The organism is Labrys sp. 22185 (assembly GCF_052045555.1).
In the GTDB taxonomy this organism is placed as follows: domain Bacteria; phylum Pseudomonadota; class Alphaproteobacteria; order Rhizobiales; family Labraceae; genus Labrys; species Labrys neptuniae.
Map to the genome: position 1 here is coordinate 154638 of NZ_JBQEPH010000010.1, position 16215 is coordinate 170852.

The window sequence follows — 16215 nt, forward strand, 5'->3', positions numbered from 1 at the left end:
GGTTCCCTCATGGCTGGCCCCCATAATTGCGCGCGCGCTGCGGGAAGAGCCCCTGGGGCCGCAGGATCAGGAAGGCGATCACGATGACGCTGACGAAGAGCAGGCGGTAGTCGGAGAACACTCGGAGCTTTTCCGGCAGCAGTGTCAGCAGGAAGGCACCGATGATCACGCCGAGCGTGTTGTCCATGCCGCCCACGATCACCATGGTCATGATGGTGACCGACACCACGAAGGTGAAATTGTCCGGCGAGATGTAGCTGACATAGAAGGCGTAGATGGTGCCGGCGAAGGCGGCGAGGAAGGCATCGACGCCGAAGGCCAGTATCTTGTACCAGACCACGTTGATGCCCTGGCAGCGCGCTGCGAGCGGATCGGCCCTCAAGGCATTCCAGGCCAGGCCCACCCGGCTGTGATGCAGGCGCCCAGCCGAGAGGATGGCAAGCCCCACCAGCGCCGCCGAGAGATAATAGAAATTGGCCTGGCTCGGCAGCTTGTAGCCGAAGACGTAGAGCGGCTTGATGAAGGAATGCCCGAAGAAGGTCGGCGCGGGAATGCCGACCAGGCCGTTGGGTCCGCCCGTCCAGGACAGGTTGTTGAGCAATTGCTGGACGACGATGCCGAAGGCGATGGTCACTAGGGCCAGATAGCTCTCCTTGGTGCGCATGGAGGGAAAGCCGAGCGCAAAGCCGAACAGGGTCGCCACCACCGCCGAGATCGGCAGGGTCAGCCAGAAGGAAATGCCGAAATTGATCGCCAGCAGCGCCGAGGTGTAGGCGCCGATGCCATAGGAGGCGCCCGTCGCGAAATTCGGAATATTGGCGCTGCCGAGCTGGAAGTTGAGGGCGAGCGCTAGGACTGAATAGAGCTGGGCTACGATGAGCAGATGCAGCGCATAGCTACTGCCCTGCATGAAGAAGGGAAACGCCAGGACGATGGCGATGCCGAGGAGGGTGGCGACGCCCCGATACTGCCGGAAGGCTGCAATGATATGCTCCTCGATCTGCGGCCTGAGCTGCAGGGCAGCGAAACCGGCCCCGAGCAGGGCCAGCAAAGCGACGATGATCCAGGTCTGTTCGGCCAGGAGCAGGGCTCCGAGCAGGACGGCTCCGACGAGCTCGACGCCGAGGGCGATGGCCAGGGCGCCGAGGGAGGCACCGGCACGCGCCTGGGACAGATTATGCGTGGTGGCGGCCATGGCTCACACCTTCTCGAAGACAGGCTTGCCGAGCAGGCCCGAGGGTTTGAAGACCAGCACGCAGATCACCAGGACGAAGATGCACACCAGGCGATAGGAGGCTCCATCCGCCAGCAGCGCCTGGGCCAGCATCTCGATGCCGGCGATCAGCAGGCTGCCGAGGATGGCGCCCTGCATCGAGCCGAGGCCCCCGATCACTGCGGCCGAAAAGCCGATCAGGCCGAGCTGGATGCCGAAATCGAAGCGCACCACGCCGGCATGGCTGGCATAGAAAAGGCCGCCGATGGCGCCGACCGCCGAGGCGAGCAGGAAGGTGGCGGCGAACATCCGGCTGGGATTGATCGCCATCAGCCGCGCCGTGTTGCGGTCTTCGGCGACGGCCCGGATCCGCATGCCGAGCGGCGTGTGCTGCATCAGGGCAAACAGGGCCGCCACCATGGCGATGCAGAGCACGATCACCGTGAGGCTGAAGGCCGGGATGGTCAGGCCGAACAGAGAGACCTCGCCCGTCACCAGGGCCGGGAAGGGCTTGGGATTGCTGCCCTGCGGATAGAAGCTGCGGATCAGTTCGCGCACCACGGTGCCGAGCGCCACGGTGGCGACCAGGGCCATCATGGCCGGGGCATTGCGGAAGCGGCGGATCACTAGCCAATCGAGCAGCACGCCGAGCAGGCCGACAAAAGCGATCGCGATCAGGCAGGCGATCAGGGCGGCCGGCACGGTATCGAAGCCGAGCATGCCGCCGGTCAGGATCTGGATCATCGCCAGGGCGACGAAGGGCGCCGTGATCGAGACGTCGCCATGCGAGAAATGGATGACATTGAGCACGCCGAACAGCAGGCTGAACCCCAAGGCCACCAAGGCATAGATGCTGGCCAGCACCAGCCAATTGAGCAGATATTGCGCGAGCAGCGCATCCATAGAATTCCCCTCCCGCCTCGTTTGCCGAGTGTCCGGTCTTCTTTTCTAGGCATAGGCGGGGCAGTGATGAAAGCCGGCGCTGCTTAGGCATTTCTGAGGCAGTGCTTCAAAAATTGCGACTTCTCGCTTTCGCAAAAACTTCGCACCCTTGCTCTCGTCTTCGGACAAGCCGACCGGCCACGGGCTCCCAAACAAGAAGACAAGTCCAGCCATCCTGCCGTGGTCCGGCGCACCATCGAGCAAGGGAATAGACATGACCATCTTCAACGCACGCCGGCGCCGCCTCCTCGGCAGTGTGCTGCTGGCGACCGCCATGGCCTCGCTGCCGACTCTGGCCTTGGCCAAGGACACCATCAAGATCGGCTTCCTCGGCCCCCTCAGCGGCGGCAACGCGCCCCAGGGCCTGGGCGCCCGCAACGGCTTCCTGCTCGCGATCAAGCAGGCCAATGAGGGCAATTATCCCTATACGATCGAAGGCGTGGCGCTTGATGACGCGTCCGACCCGCAGACCGGCGTCTCGGCGGCCATGAAGCTGGCCAATGATTCAGCCGTGGTGGCGGCGACCGGCCATTGGAACAGCCCGGTGGCGCTCGCCACCATTCCCGTCTTCCATCGCTTCGAGATGCCGATGATCGTCTGGGGCGCCATCGGCCCGAAGATCACCGAGCAGAACCTGCCCGAGATCACCCGCGTTACCCCGACCCTGGTGGCCGAGAACCAGCCTCTGGCCGGCTGGGCCTTCAAGACGCTGGGTGCCAAGAAGGTCGCCATCGTCGCCGACACCTCCGACTATGGCGTCTCCAACGCCGACTTCTTCAAGAAGTTCTTCGGCGAGGCCGGCGGGCAGACCTCCTCCACCGACCTGCTCCCGGTCGGCACCACCGATTTTCGCACCATCCTGACCCGCATCAAGGGCGAGGCCCCCGACGCGATCTATTTCGGCGGCGTCATCACCGAGGCCGGCATCCTGCGCAAGCAGATGGCCGAGCTCGGCCTGACCATGCCGATGATCGGCATTTCCGGTTTCTACGATCCGGAATTCATCTCGGTGGCGGGCAAGGCCGCCGAAGGCACCATGGTGAGCTATCCGGCCTCCCAGTCCAACCCCGCCCTGACCAAGATGGAGGCCGACTATAAGGCCCAGAACTATGCCGAGGCGCCCAGCCCCTACACCAAATATGCCTATGAGGCGACGCAGATCCTCCTGAAGGTGATCGCCGACAACGGCATCGAGGACAAGGCCAAGCTCGCCCAGGCCATCCGCTCGATCAAGCATGACGGCGTGCTCGGCACCACCTCGTTCGACGATCACGGCCAGACCCAGATCCCGGTCGAGATCGAGATCAAGGTCGTCAAGGACGGCGCCTGGACCACCAAGACGAACTGAAGGTTCCACAACCTTTGTTTGATGGGTGCGCTGCCCCTCACCCTTACCCTCTCCCCGTAAACGGGGCGAGGGGACATCGGCGTAGTGCTCGAACCCGAAATCGGACCGTCTCGCCCAACCGGTTGAGCGAGACACCGGACTACAGGACATGGCGCGACGATTGCGCCCCCTCGCCCCGTTTACGGGGAGAGGATGGAGGTGAGGGGCTACGCGCTCCTGACATCATCAAACGCTTGGCGCCTTCAACCGGGCACACAAGCAAAGCGGGCCTCACCCGCCGCACACCTGGCGACATGCCTTCATGCCGCTGAAAACTTCGAAGGAAAGACGATGCTCAGAACGGGGCAGCAATACAGGGATTCGATCCGGGACGGCCGGCGCATCTGGATCAATGGCGAGCGCGTCAAGGACGTCACCGTCCACCCCCAATTCAAGCCGCTGGTCGACATCCGCGCCCGCATCTACGACCTCGCGCATGAGGACGCCACCCGCGACATCCTCAGCTATGAGGAAAATGGCGAGCGCTACTCCGTCGGCCTCAAGCTGCCCCACAGCCAGAACGACTGGCACGCCAAGCGCCTGGCCACCGATACCATCCTGGAGGATGTCGGCGGCGTCGTCACCCGCGTCGGCGACGAGACGGCCGGCGAGATGTGGTCGCTCTATGACGGCCAGGATATCCTGAACGAGGTCGACCCGCGCTTCTCCGTCAACATCCGCAACCACATCCAGCGCGTCGTCGACCGGGACCCCTTCCACGTCTCGGCCAATACCGATCCCAAGGGCGACCGTTCCAAGCGGCCGCAGGACCAGGATCCGGATATGCTCCTGCATGTGGTCAAGGAGACCGATGCCGGCATCGTGGTGCGCGGGGCCAAATACGAGACCGCCGCGGCCTATGCCAACCAGGCCTTCACCAAGCCGACCATCGCCAATTGGGGCAATTCGGAGCTGTCCGACTATGCCGTCGGCTTCGTGTGCGACTTCTCCTCGCCGAACCTGCGCTTCATCGCCCGCACCGGCTTTGCCGGCCGCGCCCCAGCCGAGGACTATCCGCTCGCCAACCGCTTCGACGAGGTCGACTGCCTGGTCATCTACGACGATGTGCTGATCCCCTGGGAGAACGTGCTGTTCTACCAGCACACCAAGGCGGCTGCCTTCATCCGCGCCACGCTGCATCGCTATTCGGCCTTCGCCTTCGTGCAGCGCAACCTCAAGCTCGCCGACATGCTGATCGGCGCGGCCCTGTGGAACGTGCGCCAGACGGGCCTGGAAAACCAGCAGGCGGTCCAGGAAAAGCTGGCGACGCTCGCCTGCTACCGCGAGGGCATCAATGCGCATCTGACCGCCGCGATCACCAATGCCGAGAAGAGCCCGGGCGGCCTGATGATGCCGAACCAGTCCCTCCTGATGACGGGGCGCGTGCATGCCTGCTCGCAGCTTCATCACATGATGCATATCGCCCGCGAGCTCTGCGGCGGCCAGATCTGCGTGACGCCCGACGCCGCCAGCTTCGCGGACGAGGAAGCCGGAGTCTGGCTGAAGAAATACTACACGCTCAACGAGAACTGGGACAGCAACGACCGGCGCAAGCTGCTCGCCTTCGCCCGCGACCTGCTCAACTCCGACTATGCCGGCCACCGGCTCACCTTCCAGCTCTTCGCCCAGTCACCACCCTTCGCCCATCTCGGTGCCGTCTACCGCAATTTCGACTGGAACGACGCCCTGCGCTTCACCAAGAAATCCGCCGGCCTGTCGGACCGCATCCTCACCGCCCAACGCTAGGCGAAGGCAATCTTTCTAGCTCTTTGTCCTAACGCGATTTCTCAGTCGGAAAGTCGACGGCTCGATCTGCTCCGGGGGGCGCTGCCCCTCACCCCCCCCCACTTGCAAAGCAAGTGCGGACCTCTCCCCGTAAGAACGGGGCGAGGGGACCACGACCGCAGCGTTTCAGGCCGAAAACGCTTCGTCTCGCCCAACCGTCGGGCGAGGCGACAGGTCCGAGGATCATTCGCGACGCCGGCGCCCCCTCGCCCCGTTCTTACGGGGAGAGGGTAAGGGTGAGGGGCAGCGTGACCTCGGCGGTGGAGGGCTGAGCAACGACCGACCAACCTTTCCTGGAAACGCTTCAAGCAACCACCCGGAGTACCCAATCATGATCCACAAGCGTCTTCGTCCCTTCAACACCAAGGACACCTATCCCGAGCAGAAGCTCAACACCGATCTCAGCCAGGGCGTGGTCGCCCGCGGCACCATGGTGTTCCTTCGCGGCCAGGTCTCCCAGGACCTCGATACCCGCGAGAGCCTGCATGTCGGCGATCCCCGGGCCCAGGCCCGCAAATCCATGGAAAACATCAAGATGCTGCTGGAGGAAGCCGGCAGTGAGATGGCCCATATCTGCCGCATTGTGGTCTATCTGACCGATATCCGCTATCGCGAGGCGGTCTATCTGGAGATGGGCGAGTGGTTCAAGGGCGTCCATCCCTGCTCCACCGGCCTGGTGGTGCCTGCCTTGGCGCGGCCCGAATGGGTGGTCGAGATCGAGGTGACAGCCGTCATCCCCGACGCGGCCTGAGGGAGAGCCCGATGACCTTCTCGATCTCGGGGCGCTGCGCCCGGACCGGCATGTTCGGCATCGCCGTGTCCTCTTCCTCGCCCTGCGTCGCTGCCCGCTGCGCCCATGCGCGCGCCGGTGTCGGCGTCGTCGCCACGCAGAACATCACCGATCCCCGGCTCGGGCCGAAGGGGCTCGACCTGATGGCCGGGGGGCTGTCGGCATCGGAAGCCCTTGCGCGGCTGAAGGCCGAGGCGCCGCATCTCGATTTCCGTCAGCTCGCTCTGGTCGACAGCGAGGGCCGCACCGCCAGCTTCTCGGGCAGCCGGACGCTCGGCACCCATCGGGTGGTCGAGGGCGCCGGCGTGGTCGCAGCCGGCAACCTCCTGTCGTCGCCGGAGGTGCCGGTCGCCATGGTCGCGGCCTTCGAGGCCGCGTCCGAGCAGTCGCTCGGCGACCGCCTGATCGGCGCGATGCGCGCCGCTGTGAAGGCGGGGGGCGAGGAAGGCCCCGTCCATTCCATCGGCATGCTGCTGGTGCGGGATGTCGCCTGGCCCGTCGCCGATCTCAGGGTCGACTGGAGCGAGGGCGATCCGATCGAGGACCTCGACCAGCTCTGGCGGCGCTGGCAGGGCGAGATGGAAGCCTATGTCCAACGGGCCCTCGACCCGAGCCAGGCGCCGAGCTATGGCGTACCGGGCGATCTTTGAGCGGCTATACAATCGGGGCTCGGTCCGCGGGACCGGGGCCCTTCATGTGGCGATGACAGCATGGCAACCGAATCGACGACCCTGGACATTCTCGAGCGCCTGATCGGTTTTGCGACCATCAGCCGGCAATCGAACCGCGAGCTGATCGGCTATGTCACCAGCCTGCTCGATGGCGCCGGCATTGGCTGGGATCTCGTCGAGAGCCCGGACGGCACCAGGGCCAATCTGTTCGCGACCATCGGCCCCGCCGCGAATGGGGGGATCGTCCTCTCCGGCCATACCGATGTCGTTCCGGTCGAGGGCCAGGCCTGGAGCCGGGATCCGTTCGCCCTTTGCGAACGGGACGGCCGTTATTATGGCCGCGGCACCACTGACATGAAGGGTTTCGTGGCATCGGCCCTTGCCACGGCTTTGCGGGCAGCCAGGTGCGAACTGAAGACGCCTCTTCATCTTGCCTTTTCCTATGACGAGGAAATCGGCTGCGTCGGCGTGCGCAGTCTGATCGATCGGCTGTCGAGCCATCCGATCCGCCCGGCTCTGTGCATCGTCGGCGAGCCGACAGGCATGCGCATTGCCACCGGGCACAAGGGCAAGGTGGCCTTGCGGGCCTGCTGCACCGGCCGCGCGGGCCATTCGGCCCTGGCGCCAACCGCCCTCAACGCCCTGCATCTGGGCGCGGATTTCCTCGGCAGGCTGCGCGAGCGCCAGCGTCTCCTCGCCGAGACCGGCAGGCGCGACGAGCAGTACGAGATCCCCTACACCACTCTCCATGCCGGGCGCATGAGCGGAGGCCAGGCCCTCAACATCGTGCCGGAATGCTGCGAGATCGAATTCGAGATCCGCAACGTCGTCGGCGATGATCCCCAGGCCATCATCGCCGGTCTGAAGGAGGACGCCGAAACGATCATTGCCCCTCTGCGTCCGGCCTTTCCGGAAGCGGCCATCGCCATCGACGAGGTCAATGCCTATCCGGGGTTGGAGACGCCGCTCGATTCCCCGGTGGTGACGTTGCTGCGCCTGATCAATGAAAGCCGGGAGCCGACCTTCAAGGTCGCCTTCGGTACGGAGGGAGGCTTGTTCCAGGACAGGCTCGGCCTGGCGACGGCGGTCTGCGGCCCCGGTTTCATGGCGCAGGGCCACAAGCCCGACGAATATGTCGGCGCTGACCAGCTCGGCCGTTGCGATGCCATGCTCGCCGCACTGGTCGATCGCCTTGCCGTCGGCCTGTGATCGCGTGCCCGAGCGGCCAGTTGCCGCTTTGACGGACCGTGCCGAAGCGAGGATTTTGTCTGGCAGTTGATCGAATGATTCAGGGCCTGCAACGCGAGGCGCCGATGCCGCCGCAGGCCGCGTGAGGAGCAACCCATGCGTTTTACCTTGCGACAATTGAGCTATTTCGTCGCCGCCGGCGAGACCGGCAGCGTCACCCGGGCGGCCGAGCTGGTCAACATCTCCCAGCCCTCGGTCTCGGCGGCGATCTCGCATCTGGAGACCGAGCTTGGCGTGCAGATCTTCGTGCGCCAGCACGCCCAGGGCCTGTCCTTGACCACACCGGGCAAGCGCCTGCTCAGGGCCGCCAAGGAATCGCTGCGCGCCGCCTATGAACTCTACGACGTCGCCAATGCCGCCGGCTCCATCGTGTCGGGCCCGATCAATGTCGGCTCCTTCCGCACTTTCTCCTCCCTGATCATGCCGGAGCTCTGGCGCGGTTTCATCGCCAAATATCCCGATGCCCAGATGGTGGTGACCGAGGGCAGCGAGGCCGAGTTGCTGGAAGGCCTGCGCTCTGCCCGGATCGACATCGCCCTCACCTACCAGCTCAACCTGACGCCGGACATGAGCTTCCAGCCCCTGGTGGAAATGCCCTCCTATGTACTGCTGGCGGCCGACCACCGTTTCGCCACCAGATCAAGTGTGCGCCTGGAGGAATTGGCCGACGAGCCCTTCATCCTGCTCGACCTGCCGCTCAGCCGCCAATATTTCCTCTCCATGTTCGAGCAGCGCAGCATCACCCCGAGGATCGTCGCCGAAACGGCCAGCCCCTCGACCCTGCGGTCCTATGTCGGTGCGGGCCTCGGCTTTTCCATGCTGACGGTGAGGCCGGTGAACATGATGGCGGAAAACGGCCGCCCTCTCGCCTATGTCGAGCTCGAGGGCAATACCGCCCCGATGGTGATGGGGCTGGCCTGCCTGAAGGACATGCGGCGCCCGCGCATCGTCGACGCCTTCGAGGCTCATTGCCGGGAGGTCATCTCGGCCGATCATATTCCAGGCATGCGCGGAACCGAGTCAGGTCCCTCTCGTGTTATAGCCGATGAGGTGTAATCGATCCTGATTCTCGCACCCGGATGCCTGTCCGACCCGGCACCATGCGGCCGGACGCCATCTTGTGCATGGGAGGCGGCATGAACGAGCCAAGACTCATCCTCTACGAACTCGCCGGGTCCGACCCGCAGCTTCGCTTCAGCCCGCATTGCTGGAAGATCCGGATGGCCCTTGCCCATAAGGGGCTTCAGGCCGATCGCAGGCCGTGGCGTTTCACCGACAAGGAAGCCATCGCCTTCTCGGGCCAGGGGCTGGTGCCGGTTCTCATCGATGGCGCCAATGTCGTCTCCGATTCCTGGCGCATCGCGCTTCACCTCGACGAGCGCTTTGCCGACCGCCCTCCCCTCTTCGGCGCGCCGCAAGCGGCAGCCGTGACGCGTTTCATCAACAGCTGGGCCGATACGGCCCTGCTGCCGGCCATCGCCCGCCTGATCCTGCTGGATATCTACACTATCCTCGACGAGAAGGACCGGGACTATTTTCGCGCGAGCCGCGAACAGCGCTACGGCAAGACATTGGAACAGGTCGTCGAGGACCAGCAGCTCCATCTCGACAGGCTGCGCCACACGCTCACACCCCTGCGCCACTTGCTTGGTGGACAGGCCTTCCTCGGAGGCTTGCAGCCCAGTTATGCCGATTACTGCGTCTTCGGCATGTTCATGTGGGCCCGCTGCACCAGTGATGTCACCCTCCTGGCGGCTGACGACACCATCCATGCCTGGCGCGAGCGCCTGCTCGATCTCTTCGATGGTCTTGCGCGTCAGGCTCCCCACCACAAGGCCGTTTCGGAGTTGCCCGATGCCTGAGTTGCCCGTGCCGGCAGACTACGAGTTCCTGACCACCGACAAGCTGCGCTATGGCGATACGGACCGGCAGGGCCATGTGAACAATGCGGTCTTTGCAACCTTCCTGGAGACGGGCCGGGTCGAACTCCTCCATGATCTCGCCGCCCCCATCGCGGATGCCGGCAGCTCTTTCGTGCTTGCACGCGTGGTCATCGATTTTCGTGCCGAGGTGCTTTGGCCCGGGACGGTGGAGATCGGCACGAGGGTCAGCGCCTTCGGCCGCAGTTCGATTACGCTCGATCAGGCCGTATTCCAGAACGGGGCGTGTGTCGCGCAGGGACAGAGTGTCGTGGTACTCGTCGACAACAGCACGCGCCGCTCTCGTGCCCTTTCCGAAGGAGCTGCCAAGCGTCTGCGCGAACTGGGCGCTCACCAGCCTCAGCCGGCCTAGAGCAAAACGCGTTCAAGTGTGAACGCTTATTTACTCTAGCTCTTTGTTTGGACGCGTCTTTGCGATTCCAGGTGACTCCGTCAAATCGCAAAACGCTATAGGGAACCGCAGACAGCCTTGCCATGTCCGCTTATATGATCGCCCAGGCCCGATAGCGGCCTCGCCCGGTGATCTCCCTCACGCCCAGTTCCGCAACGAGGTCCTGCGCCGCCCGCGGCGTGATATCGAGCCGCTTGGCGATGAGCTGTGCCGAGGCGAGAGGCGTCGTCAGCAGCAGCTCGATCAAGGCCGGTAGTTTCGAGGTGGAGCGACGGCCGGCGAGGTGTCGTTCGAGCTGATGTCGAGCCAACATCCAGCGGTCGTGATCCTTCAATCCCTGTTCTGCCGCCACCGCGATGGCCTGGATGAAGGCCAGGAGCCGCGGCCCGGGACCATGGGCAAATCGCGTTTCACGAGGCAAGGCACGCAAGCCCACGCACAGGCAAGGCAGATGAAAGCGCGCCTTGTCGCGGGCCCGCAGGACAGCGGCTCCCAACGCGCGCCCGAGCCAGGCGGCATATTGCAGGGGCTCGATGGTTTCCCAAGCGAGGACCGCTGCCGCTGCGGCCAGCACCGGTGGCAGACCGTCCAGGTGCCTGATGTCTTCGCGCCATTCCTCAAGGCGCGCCTCTTCGTCCCAGCCGGCATCATAGATGTCCGGTTTGCGATTGGGCGCCGAGGCGGTTTCGCCGGCGAGCACGGCTGATGAGCGCGAGACTATGGCATCGATGGCTGCGAGCTCGGCGGCCCAGGCCTGGTCCTCCTCCGTTTCACCGGGTTGGGCGATCGCCCTGTCCTTTCCTTGGCGTTCGAGATCATCTGCTTCCCGGGACGTGGGAGGTGATCCACCTTGCGGGGGGGCTTCCTTGCCGAGCAGGCTCGCCAGTCCTTCCTGCGAGAGAGCCCAGTCGGCTGGAGCAGACGCAATGCGTCGCCGGGCCCGCAGGACGGTATGGGCCCGGGTAAGCTCATGGGTTGGTGTGCGTGCGTCCATGGCTGCGTCGTGCAGCACAAGGTCTTCGAGATGCACCAATTCGCCGTCGAGCCACAAGCTGCCGGCGGCATCGTAGAAGTGGGTGCGCGCGATCCAGCCCTGCCGGATCGGGCTGGTGCGTAGCCTCTCGTCGAGCCGCGCAAGTCCATCCTCCGCGATGGCAAGAGGGACCGCAATTTCGCCCCAGGGTAGCTTTCCAAGCTCCAAACCAGCTATTTTCAAAGGCCTGATAACCCTAATGAAAAATCAAATAACGGAACCTAACACATATTTAGCTTCCGCCACATCGAGAAGGTCTTCTTTTGACCTTCGTCGTCGGCAGATGGGCTTCCAATTCCGATCTTGCCGATATTTAACGCTGTCCGACCTTGAAGCGGAGCCTGCCTCTCTCCATATCCCCGTTGTCGGGAGCACGTCCCCATTCTTCCCCGGTGGGTTGATGGGTTCCCGGGGTTTCCTCCCAAGAGAAACTTCTTGGATGCCTATCCAAGCAGCGGCCGGTTTTCCGGCCGTTTTTTTTGCAAAGGTCATCATTCGTTTCATCCTGGCCATGATGATCGTCAGGTTCGTGAGGGCTGTGGTTCGCGGGCATGGATTTGTGCCATCAGAATGGGGCCAAGCGACAATTGCCCTGCCTCGGCCTTGCGGGTGAGGCTGCGCAGGTAACCACCAGCCGAATTGATATTGGCAGCTCTCTGCACGATGCAGGCGATGACGACGGCGGCCTGTGTTTCGCCCATCACGGTTTGCGCCTCCTCCCAGGCGCTTGGGCTGATCCGCAGGATGGAGCGGGCCAGGCTGGTGGCTCCGAGGAAATCACGCCAATTGCCGATGCCGTTGCGGGTGTAATCGACAATGTCGGGGCAGGCGCGCAAGACCATGCCGAGCGTGTAGCTGCCGTCGAGCGTGGCGGCATGGCTTGCCGGTGCTGGTTTCGTTGTCTGAGCGGCGGATGTCGCTGGTTCAGAATCAATAAGGGATTCTGGATCTGATTTCTGTATGTGGCGCTCATTGCTGGACTCAATGGTGCTCACTTTTGCAGTTTTGATCTGTAGTTCTAAGCGGTTGAGAATGTCGTCGGCCAGTGCTGAAAGCTGGTCCGCCAAGGTCTCGAGCTGTTCGAGGGTGGCGCGTCGTGGCAGGCTTTCGACAAGGTCGCGATAGAGGGTGTGCAGGTCGAGCCAGATTTGGCCCTCTGCTTTCTCAGGGGTCTCGTGCATCAGTTCCTGTTGTGCGGCGGCGATCATTTTGGAGATGTCGCGCCGGCAGATGGTGATGCGCTCGCGGGCGAGCTTGAGCGATCGGGCGGCGTCCTCGACCTCGGTGGCGAGCTGCATGAACTCGTCGGCACGGGCAAGCAGGGGGGCGAGGTCGAAGCCATAGGCGAACTCGATGCTGCCGCCGCGATTGCGACGGGCATAGCGCTTGCCATTGGGGCTGTCGCGCCGGATGATCAGGCCGGTTTCGACGAGGACGGCAAGATGGCGTCGCAGTGTGGAGGCGGGCATGCCGTGAGCGCGGCGGCTGAGCTGCTCGTTGGATGGAAACACGATGATGGCTTCACCCGAAAGAATGGTCTCGGGGTGGAAAGTCAGCAGGGCATTGAGGACGGCAAGAGAGCGCTCGGAAATGTCGAGACGAGCTCGTGCCGTGCATAGGGCCTGGTAGATCTCCCACTTTGGTCGTGCGCGCGTGGTTGGACGCGTCTTGGCGATCGCTTGACTTGCAATTTGGGCAAGTGTCAGCGTTCGCCGCCCAAAGGGCGACGTTGCATGATGAATCTGCACTCTCTTTCACCTTATCCAGGCAAAAGAAATCCGCTCGTCGAAGTACGACGCCTGAAACGCTTGACAGTGATTCGCGGAAATGAGATTCTCTGTTTGCTTACGACAGAAAAGGCTTCCGCGCGGCGACGCTCGGGGGCTTTTTTCTTTTGCGGGGTTAATCTCCTGTTTGGTTGCGTTGTTTTGCCTCCCTGAAGGCCTCGTAAAGTGCCTCCAGGTTGGACGAGAGGTAATTGCCGAACTCGCCCGCATCCTTCGATTTGAGCGAGAGGCTGAAGGACTTGCCGGTGTTTCGGTAACTGGCTGCCACGCGCTTGTCCTGCGCGGCCCAGTTACCGGCCGATTGCGGTGCCGATGCTGTTCGGACCGGCTTGCGGGCGCGCTGGAGATGCGTCAGCAGCTGGTTGAAACGGGCAGGCGTGTCGAGATGACGAAAGTCTTCCGTGGCGAGAAGCTCTTCCGCCTGGCTGACTGCGCCGGGTCGCAGAAGGAGCCTTTTGAGTTCCTCCCAGCGGTCGCGGCCGATCGTCTTGGCGGCGCCAATCGCCCCGATGACCGAGGCAGGTACGATCTCGACCACCGACAGCATGCGAGACAGCAGCGTATCATCGACCGTAAGGGCCGATTTGATCGTATCCTTGCTCTGCCCCATCGCGAGGAGCTTGGCGGCGAACAGCGATTTCTCGATGAAGGACAGGTCGGCCCTGCGGGTGTTTTCCTGGCCCTGCGCGATGATATGGGCGATTTCCTCGACATTCTTGACCACGGCACGCACCCGTATGCCAAGTTCCCGTGCTGCGCGCGCCCGTCGATGGCCAAAGACAATCATATAGCGCCCGTCACTGTCCGGATGAGGGCGAACAAGAATGGGCTGAAGCTGGCCATCCTTCTCGATCCCCTGGCGGAACAGGGCAAATTCCTCCTCGTCGTCCTCGATACGATCGGAGACGAAGGAAGCGTCGAGAAGGTCCGGATCAAGCGCGACAATGGTTTCGCCATCGGTAAGACGTTTGGCACTCTCGGCCAGTTCTTCGATCGACAGCATCATGGAGCGCGATGCCCCGCGCGAAGCATAGTCGGAGCGCGTTTCATGCATCGTCCGATCCGCAGCCGGGCCGGTGATGCTCGCTAGAAGATTCTTGCGTGCCAAAGCGCCCTCCCCTGCTCTCGTCCAACATATTGAAAGAATGTATTTTTTTGCCGGTCTGCACGGCTGTCAAAAAACGCTCTCATCGCCGCCCCCATGCCTTGTGGACCAGAGCGGTGATCTCCTCATTCACGGCATTGAGAGCCTCGATCGCGCGGTCATAGGTCGATCGGATGAATTGGGAGCGGTCGACTTCGTAGAGGGTCTGGTTGGTGATGCCGGCATCCGAAATCGCGGTGGATTTCAGCATCGGGCTTTTCAGCATCTGATGGGGGAACAACGCCTGCATGAAGCCGACCATCTGGGTCTGAGGACCGTCTATGGGTTCGAAACGGGTGACCAGATATCGGAACCACTGCAGGCGCACTTCCGCTCCCGCCTTGCTGATCGAGCGCAGGACGCCGCCCAGCATCAGCAGGAACTGGCTCATCGACATGACGTCGAGCATCTGAGGGTGGATCGTGATCAGCACCGAGGTCGATGCCGTCAGCGCCGTCAGGGTGAGATAGCCGAGCTGGGGCGGACAATCGATCACCACGACGTCATAACGATCCTCGACTTCCTTCAACGCGTTGGTGATGCGCGTGAAGAACAGCCGTCCATCCGGCGAGGCGCGGTTGGAGGCGGCGAGCGGCGTGTCGTACTCGTATTCCTGCAGCTCCAGATTGGCCGGCACGATGTCGAGGCCCGGGAAATTGGTCGGCCGGATCACCTGGGTGATCGGCTTCCTCTGGTCGTCGTAGCGCAGGGCCTCATAGAGCGAGAGATTCTTGTCGAGTTCGGGCTGGATGCCGTGCAATGCCGAAAGCGAGGCCTGCGGGTCGAGATCGATGGCCAGTACCCGGTGCCCGGTGAGGGCAAGGTGCTGGGCGAGATGGGCGGCTGTGGTGGTCTTGCCGCTGCCGCCCTTGAAGTTCACCACGGAAAGGATCTGTAGCTTTTCGCCGGCGCGGCGATGCGGGACATATTTCTTGAAGTCCGCCCGGCCATGCCGGTCGAGATATTGCCGCAGCTCCAGCATCTGCTCAGCCGTGTAGCTACGTCGCCCCGAGCTGGAAGTGGTCGGAATCGGACCCTTGCCTTCCAGATGCAGTTTCTTGACGTTGGATTGGGTGACGCCAAGGAAATAGGCAACCTCCGCCAGCGAGAAGGAGCGCAGGCTCTTCATCGCATTCGGCGGATAGTGCTCCACCCGGAGCATATTTAGCTTGTCCGAGATCAACTCCCCCTGCTGGAGGATGGTCTCGTGAAAGCTGAATGCCTCCAGATCCTGGTTTGAGATCGACATGTTCATCGACTACGATTCTCGGAATAACGCTTTTTCGCATGAAACAACATTTCAAGCGGGAATTATGCCCGATTCTCGCGAAGCGGCAATGAATTTTAGGTTAATGAAAGGTTAACGCCGAAATAGTGTCTCGAATCACTTCCGGCACAGCCTGTTTCGATTCTATCTTTTTGTATTATCGCTGGTTTTTTGCGGTTTGCACGGCTGTCAAAACGCCACCTGAGGCCGGCAAGAAAAATAAAAGATTTGCAGCGCTGCCTATTGACGGGAATCGAAGTCTGATTCCCGGAGATTCTATCCTCTCCGAAGCAAATATCTCAAGACGAGGGCAGCGCGCTGTGCTTGTGACCGCGAAGGGCTGCCGATTTCAGGAGTGGCGATTTGCCATTCGCGCAAATGCCGATCGATTGCGGGCGATCAAGCGCGCTCGGAATCCTTCCTGGAAAGGGGAGGACATGGGGGTCCTGTGCGGAATGCCGGGAAAGGTCCACCTTGGGGTAGACTTCTGACTGCGATACCAATCTCGGACCGCAGGATGGCATGGGAGTGCCCGAGGCCTCGCCTGGAACGCAGGTCAGCCTCCCTGAGAATTCGCTGACCGATCGATCGCCAGGGGGCTCAGGATGTCGCCGAGC

Annotated in this window: 14 protein-coding genes; 8 read left to right on the forward strand and 6 right to left on the reverse strand. The window is 62.9% G+C overall.

The genetic code is table 11. The annotated features are described in order from the left end of the window. Positions 1-7: 7 nt before the first annotated feature. Positions 8-1195: a branched-chain amino acid ABC transporter permease gene (locus tag ACTJKX_RS20480; RefSeq protein WP_440726326.1), complete on the reverse strand. Its 1188-nt coding sequence runs from the start codon at positions 1193-1195 to the stop codon at positions 8-10. Positions 1196-1198: 3 nt separating this feature from the next. Continuing rightward, a complete protein-coding gene (locus tag ACTJKX_RS20485; protein ID WP_440726327.1) occupies positions 1199-2116 on the reverse strand; it encodes a branched-chain amino acid ABC transporter permease in 918 nt (305 codons plus the stop codon). A 253-nt stretch (positions 2117-2369) separates the two neighbouring features. Between ACTJKX_RS20485 and ACTJKX_RS20490 the strand changes: the two genes are divergently transcribed. The 8 genes from ACTJKX_RS20490 (at position 2370) to ACTJKX_RS20525 (ending at position 10328) form a co-directional block, all read left to right on the forward strand. Then, positions 2370-3503, forward strand: coding sequence for a branched-chain amino acid ABC transporter substrate-binding protein (locus tag ACTJKX_RS20490; protein WP_367624997.1), 1134 nt, complete (start codon positions 2370-2372; stop codon positions 3501-3503). A gap of 330 nt (positions 3504-3833) precedes the next feature. Next, positions 3834-5288 carry a 4-hydroxyphenylacetate 3-hydroxylase family protein gene (locus tag ACTJKX_RS20495; protein WP_440726328.1) on the forward strand — a complete coding sequence of 485 codons (1455 nt, stop codon included), beginning with the start codon at positions 3834-3836 and terminating at the stop codon, positions 5286-5288. 370 nt (positions 5289-5658) lie between these two features. Beyond that, positions 5659-6078: a RidA family protein gene (locus tag ACTJKX_RS20500; RefSeq protein ID WP_210249950.1), complete on the forward strand. Its 420-nt coding sequence runs from the start codon at positions 5659-5661 to the stop codon at positions 6076-6078. An 11-nt stretch (positions 6079-6089) separates the two neighbouring features. Beyond that, positions 6090-6767 (forward strand): DUF1028 domain-containing protein, encoded by a 678-nt coding sequence (locus ACTJKX_RS20505; protein WP_394313335.1) that lies wholly within the window; start codon positions 6090-6092, stop codon positions 6765-6767. Between the two features lie 60 nt (positions 6768-6827). Beyond that, positions 6828-7997, forward strand: a complete 1170-nt coding sequence (argE, locus tag ACTJKX_RS20510; RefSeq protein WP_394313336.1) for an acetylornithine deacetylase — start codon at positions 6828-6830, stop codon at positions 7995-7997. 135 nt (positions 7998-8132) lie between these two features. Then, a complete protein-coding gene (locus ACTJKX_RS20515; RefSeq protein ID WP_311944851.1) occupies positions 8133-9092 on the forward strand; it encodes a LysR family transcriptional regulator in 960 nt (319 codons plus the stop codon). Positions 9093-9172: 80 nt separating this feature from the next. Further along, positions 9173-9898, forward strand: coding sequence for a glutathione S-transferase family protein (locus ACTJKX_RS20520; protein ID WP_394313338.1), 726 nt, complete (start codon positions 9173-9175; stop codon positions 9896-9898). Beyond that, on the forward strand, positions 9891-10328 hold the full coding sequence (locus tag ACTJKX_RS20525) for an acyl-CoA thioesterase (protein ID WP_394313340.1): 438 nt from the start codon (positions 9891-9893) through the stop codon (positions 10326-10328). Before ACTJKX_RS20520 ends, ACTJKX_RS20525 begins: the two co-directional genes overlap by 8 nt. Positions 10329-10458: 130 nt before the next feature. Here ACTJKX_RS20525 and ACTJKX_RS20530 read toward each other — a convergent pair whose 3' ends face one another. From ACTJKX_RS20530 to repA, 4 genes are all read right to left on the reverse strand, one after another. After that, a complete protein-coding gene (locus ACTJKX_RS20530) occupies positions 10459-11568 on the reverse strand; it encodes an RHE_PE00001 family protein (protein WP_394313342.1) in 1110 nt (369 codons plus the stop codon). A 353-nt stretch (positions 11569-11921) separates the two neighbouring features. Then, positions 11922-13148 carry a plasmid replication protein RepC gene (gene repC / locus ACTJKX_RS20535; RefSeq protein ID WP_440726329.1) on the reverse strand — a complete coding sequence of 409 codons (1227 nt, stop codon included), beginning with the start codon at positions 13146-13148 and terminating at the stop codon, positions 11922-11924. 154 nt (positions 13149-13302) lie between these two features. Beyond that, complete coding sequence (repB, locus tag ACTJKX_RS20540) at positions 13303-14241, reverse strand: plasmid partitioning protein RepB (protein ID WP_440726330.1); 939 nt, start codon at positions 14239-14241, stop codon at positions 13303-13305. Between the two features lie 133 nt (positions 14242-14374). Further along, complete coding sequence (gene repA, locus ACTJKX_RS20545; RefSeq protein WP_311944844.1) at positions 14375-15586, reverse strand: plasmid partitioning protein RepA; 1212 nt, start codon at positions 15584-15586, stop codon at positions 14375-14377. Positions 15587-16215: the final 629 nt, after the last annotated feature.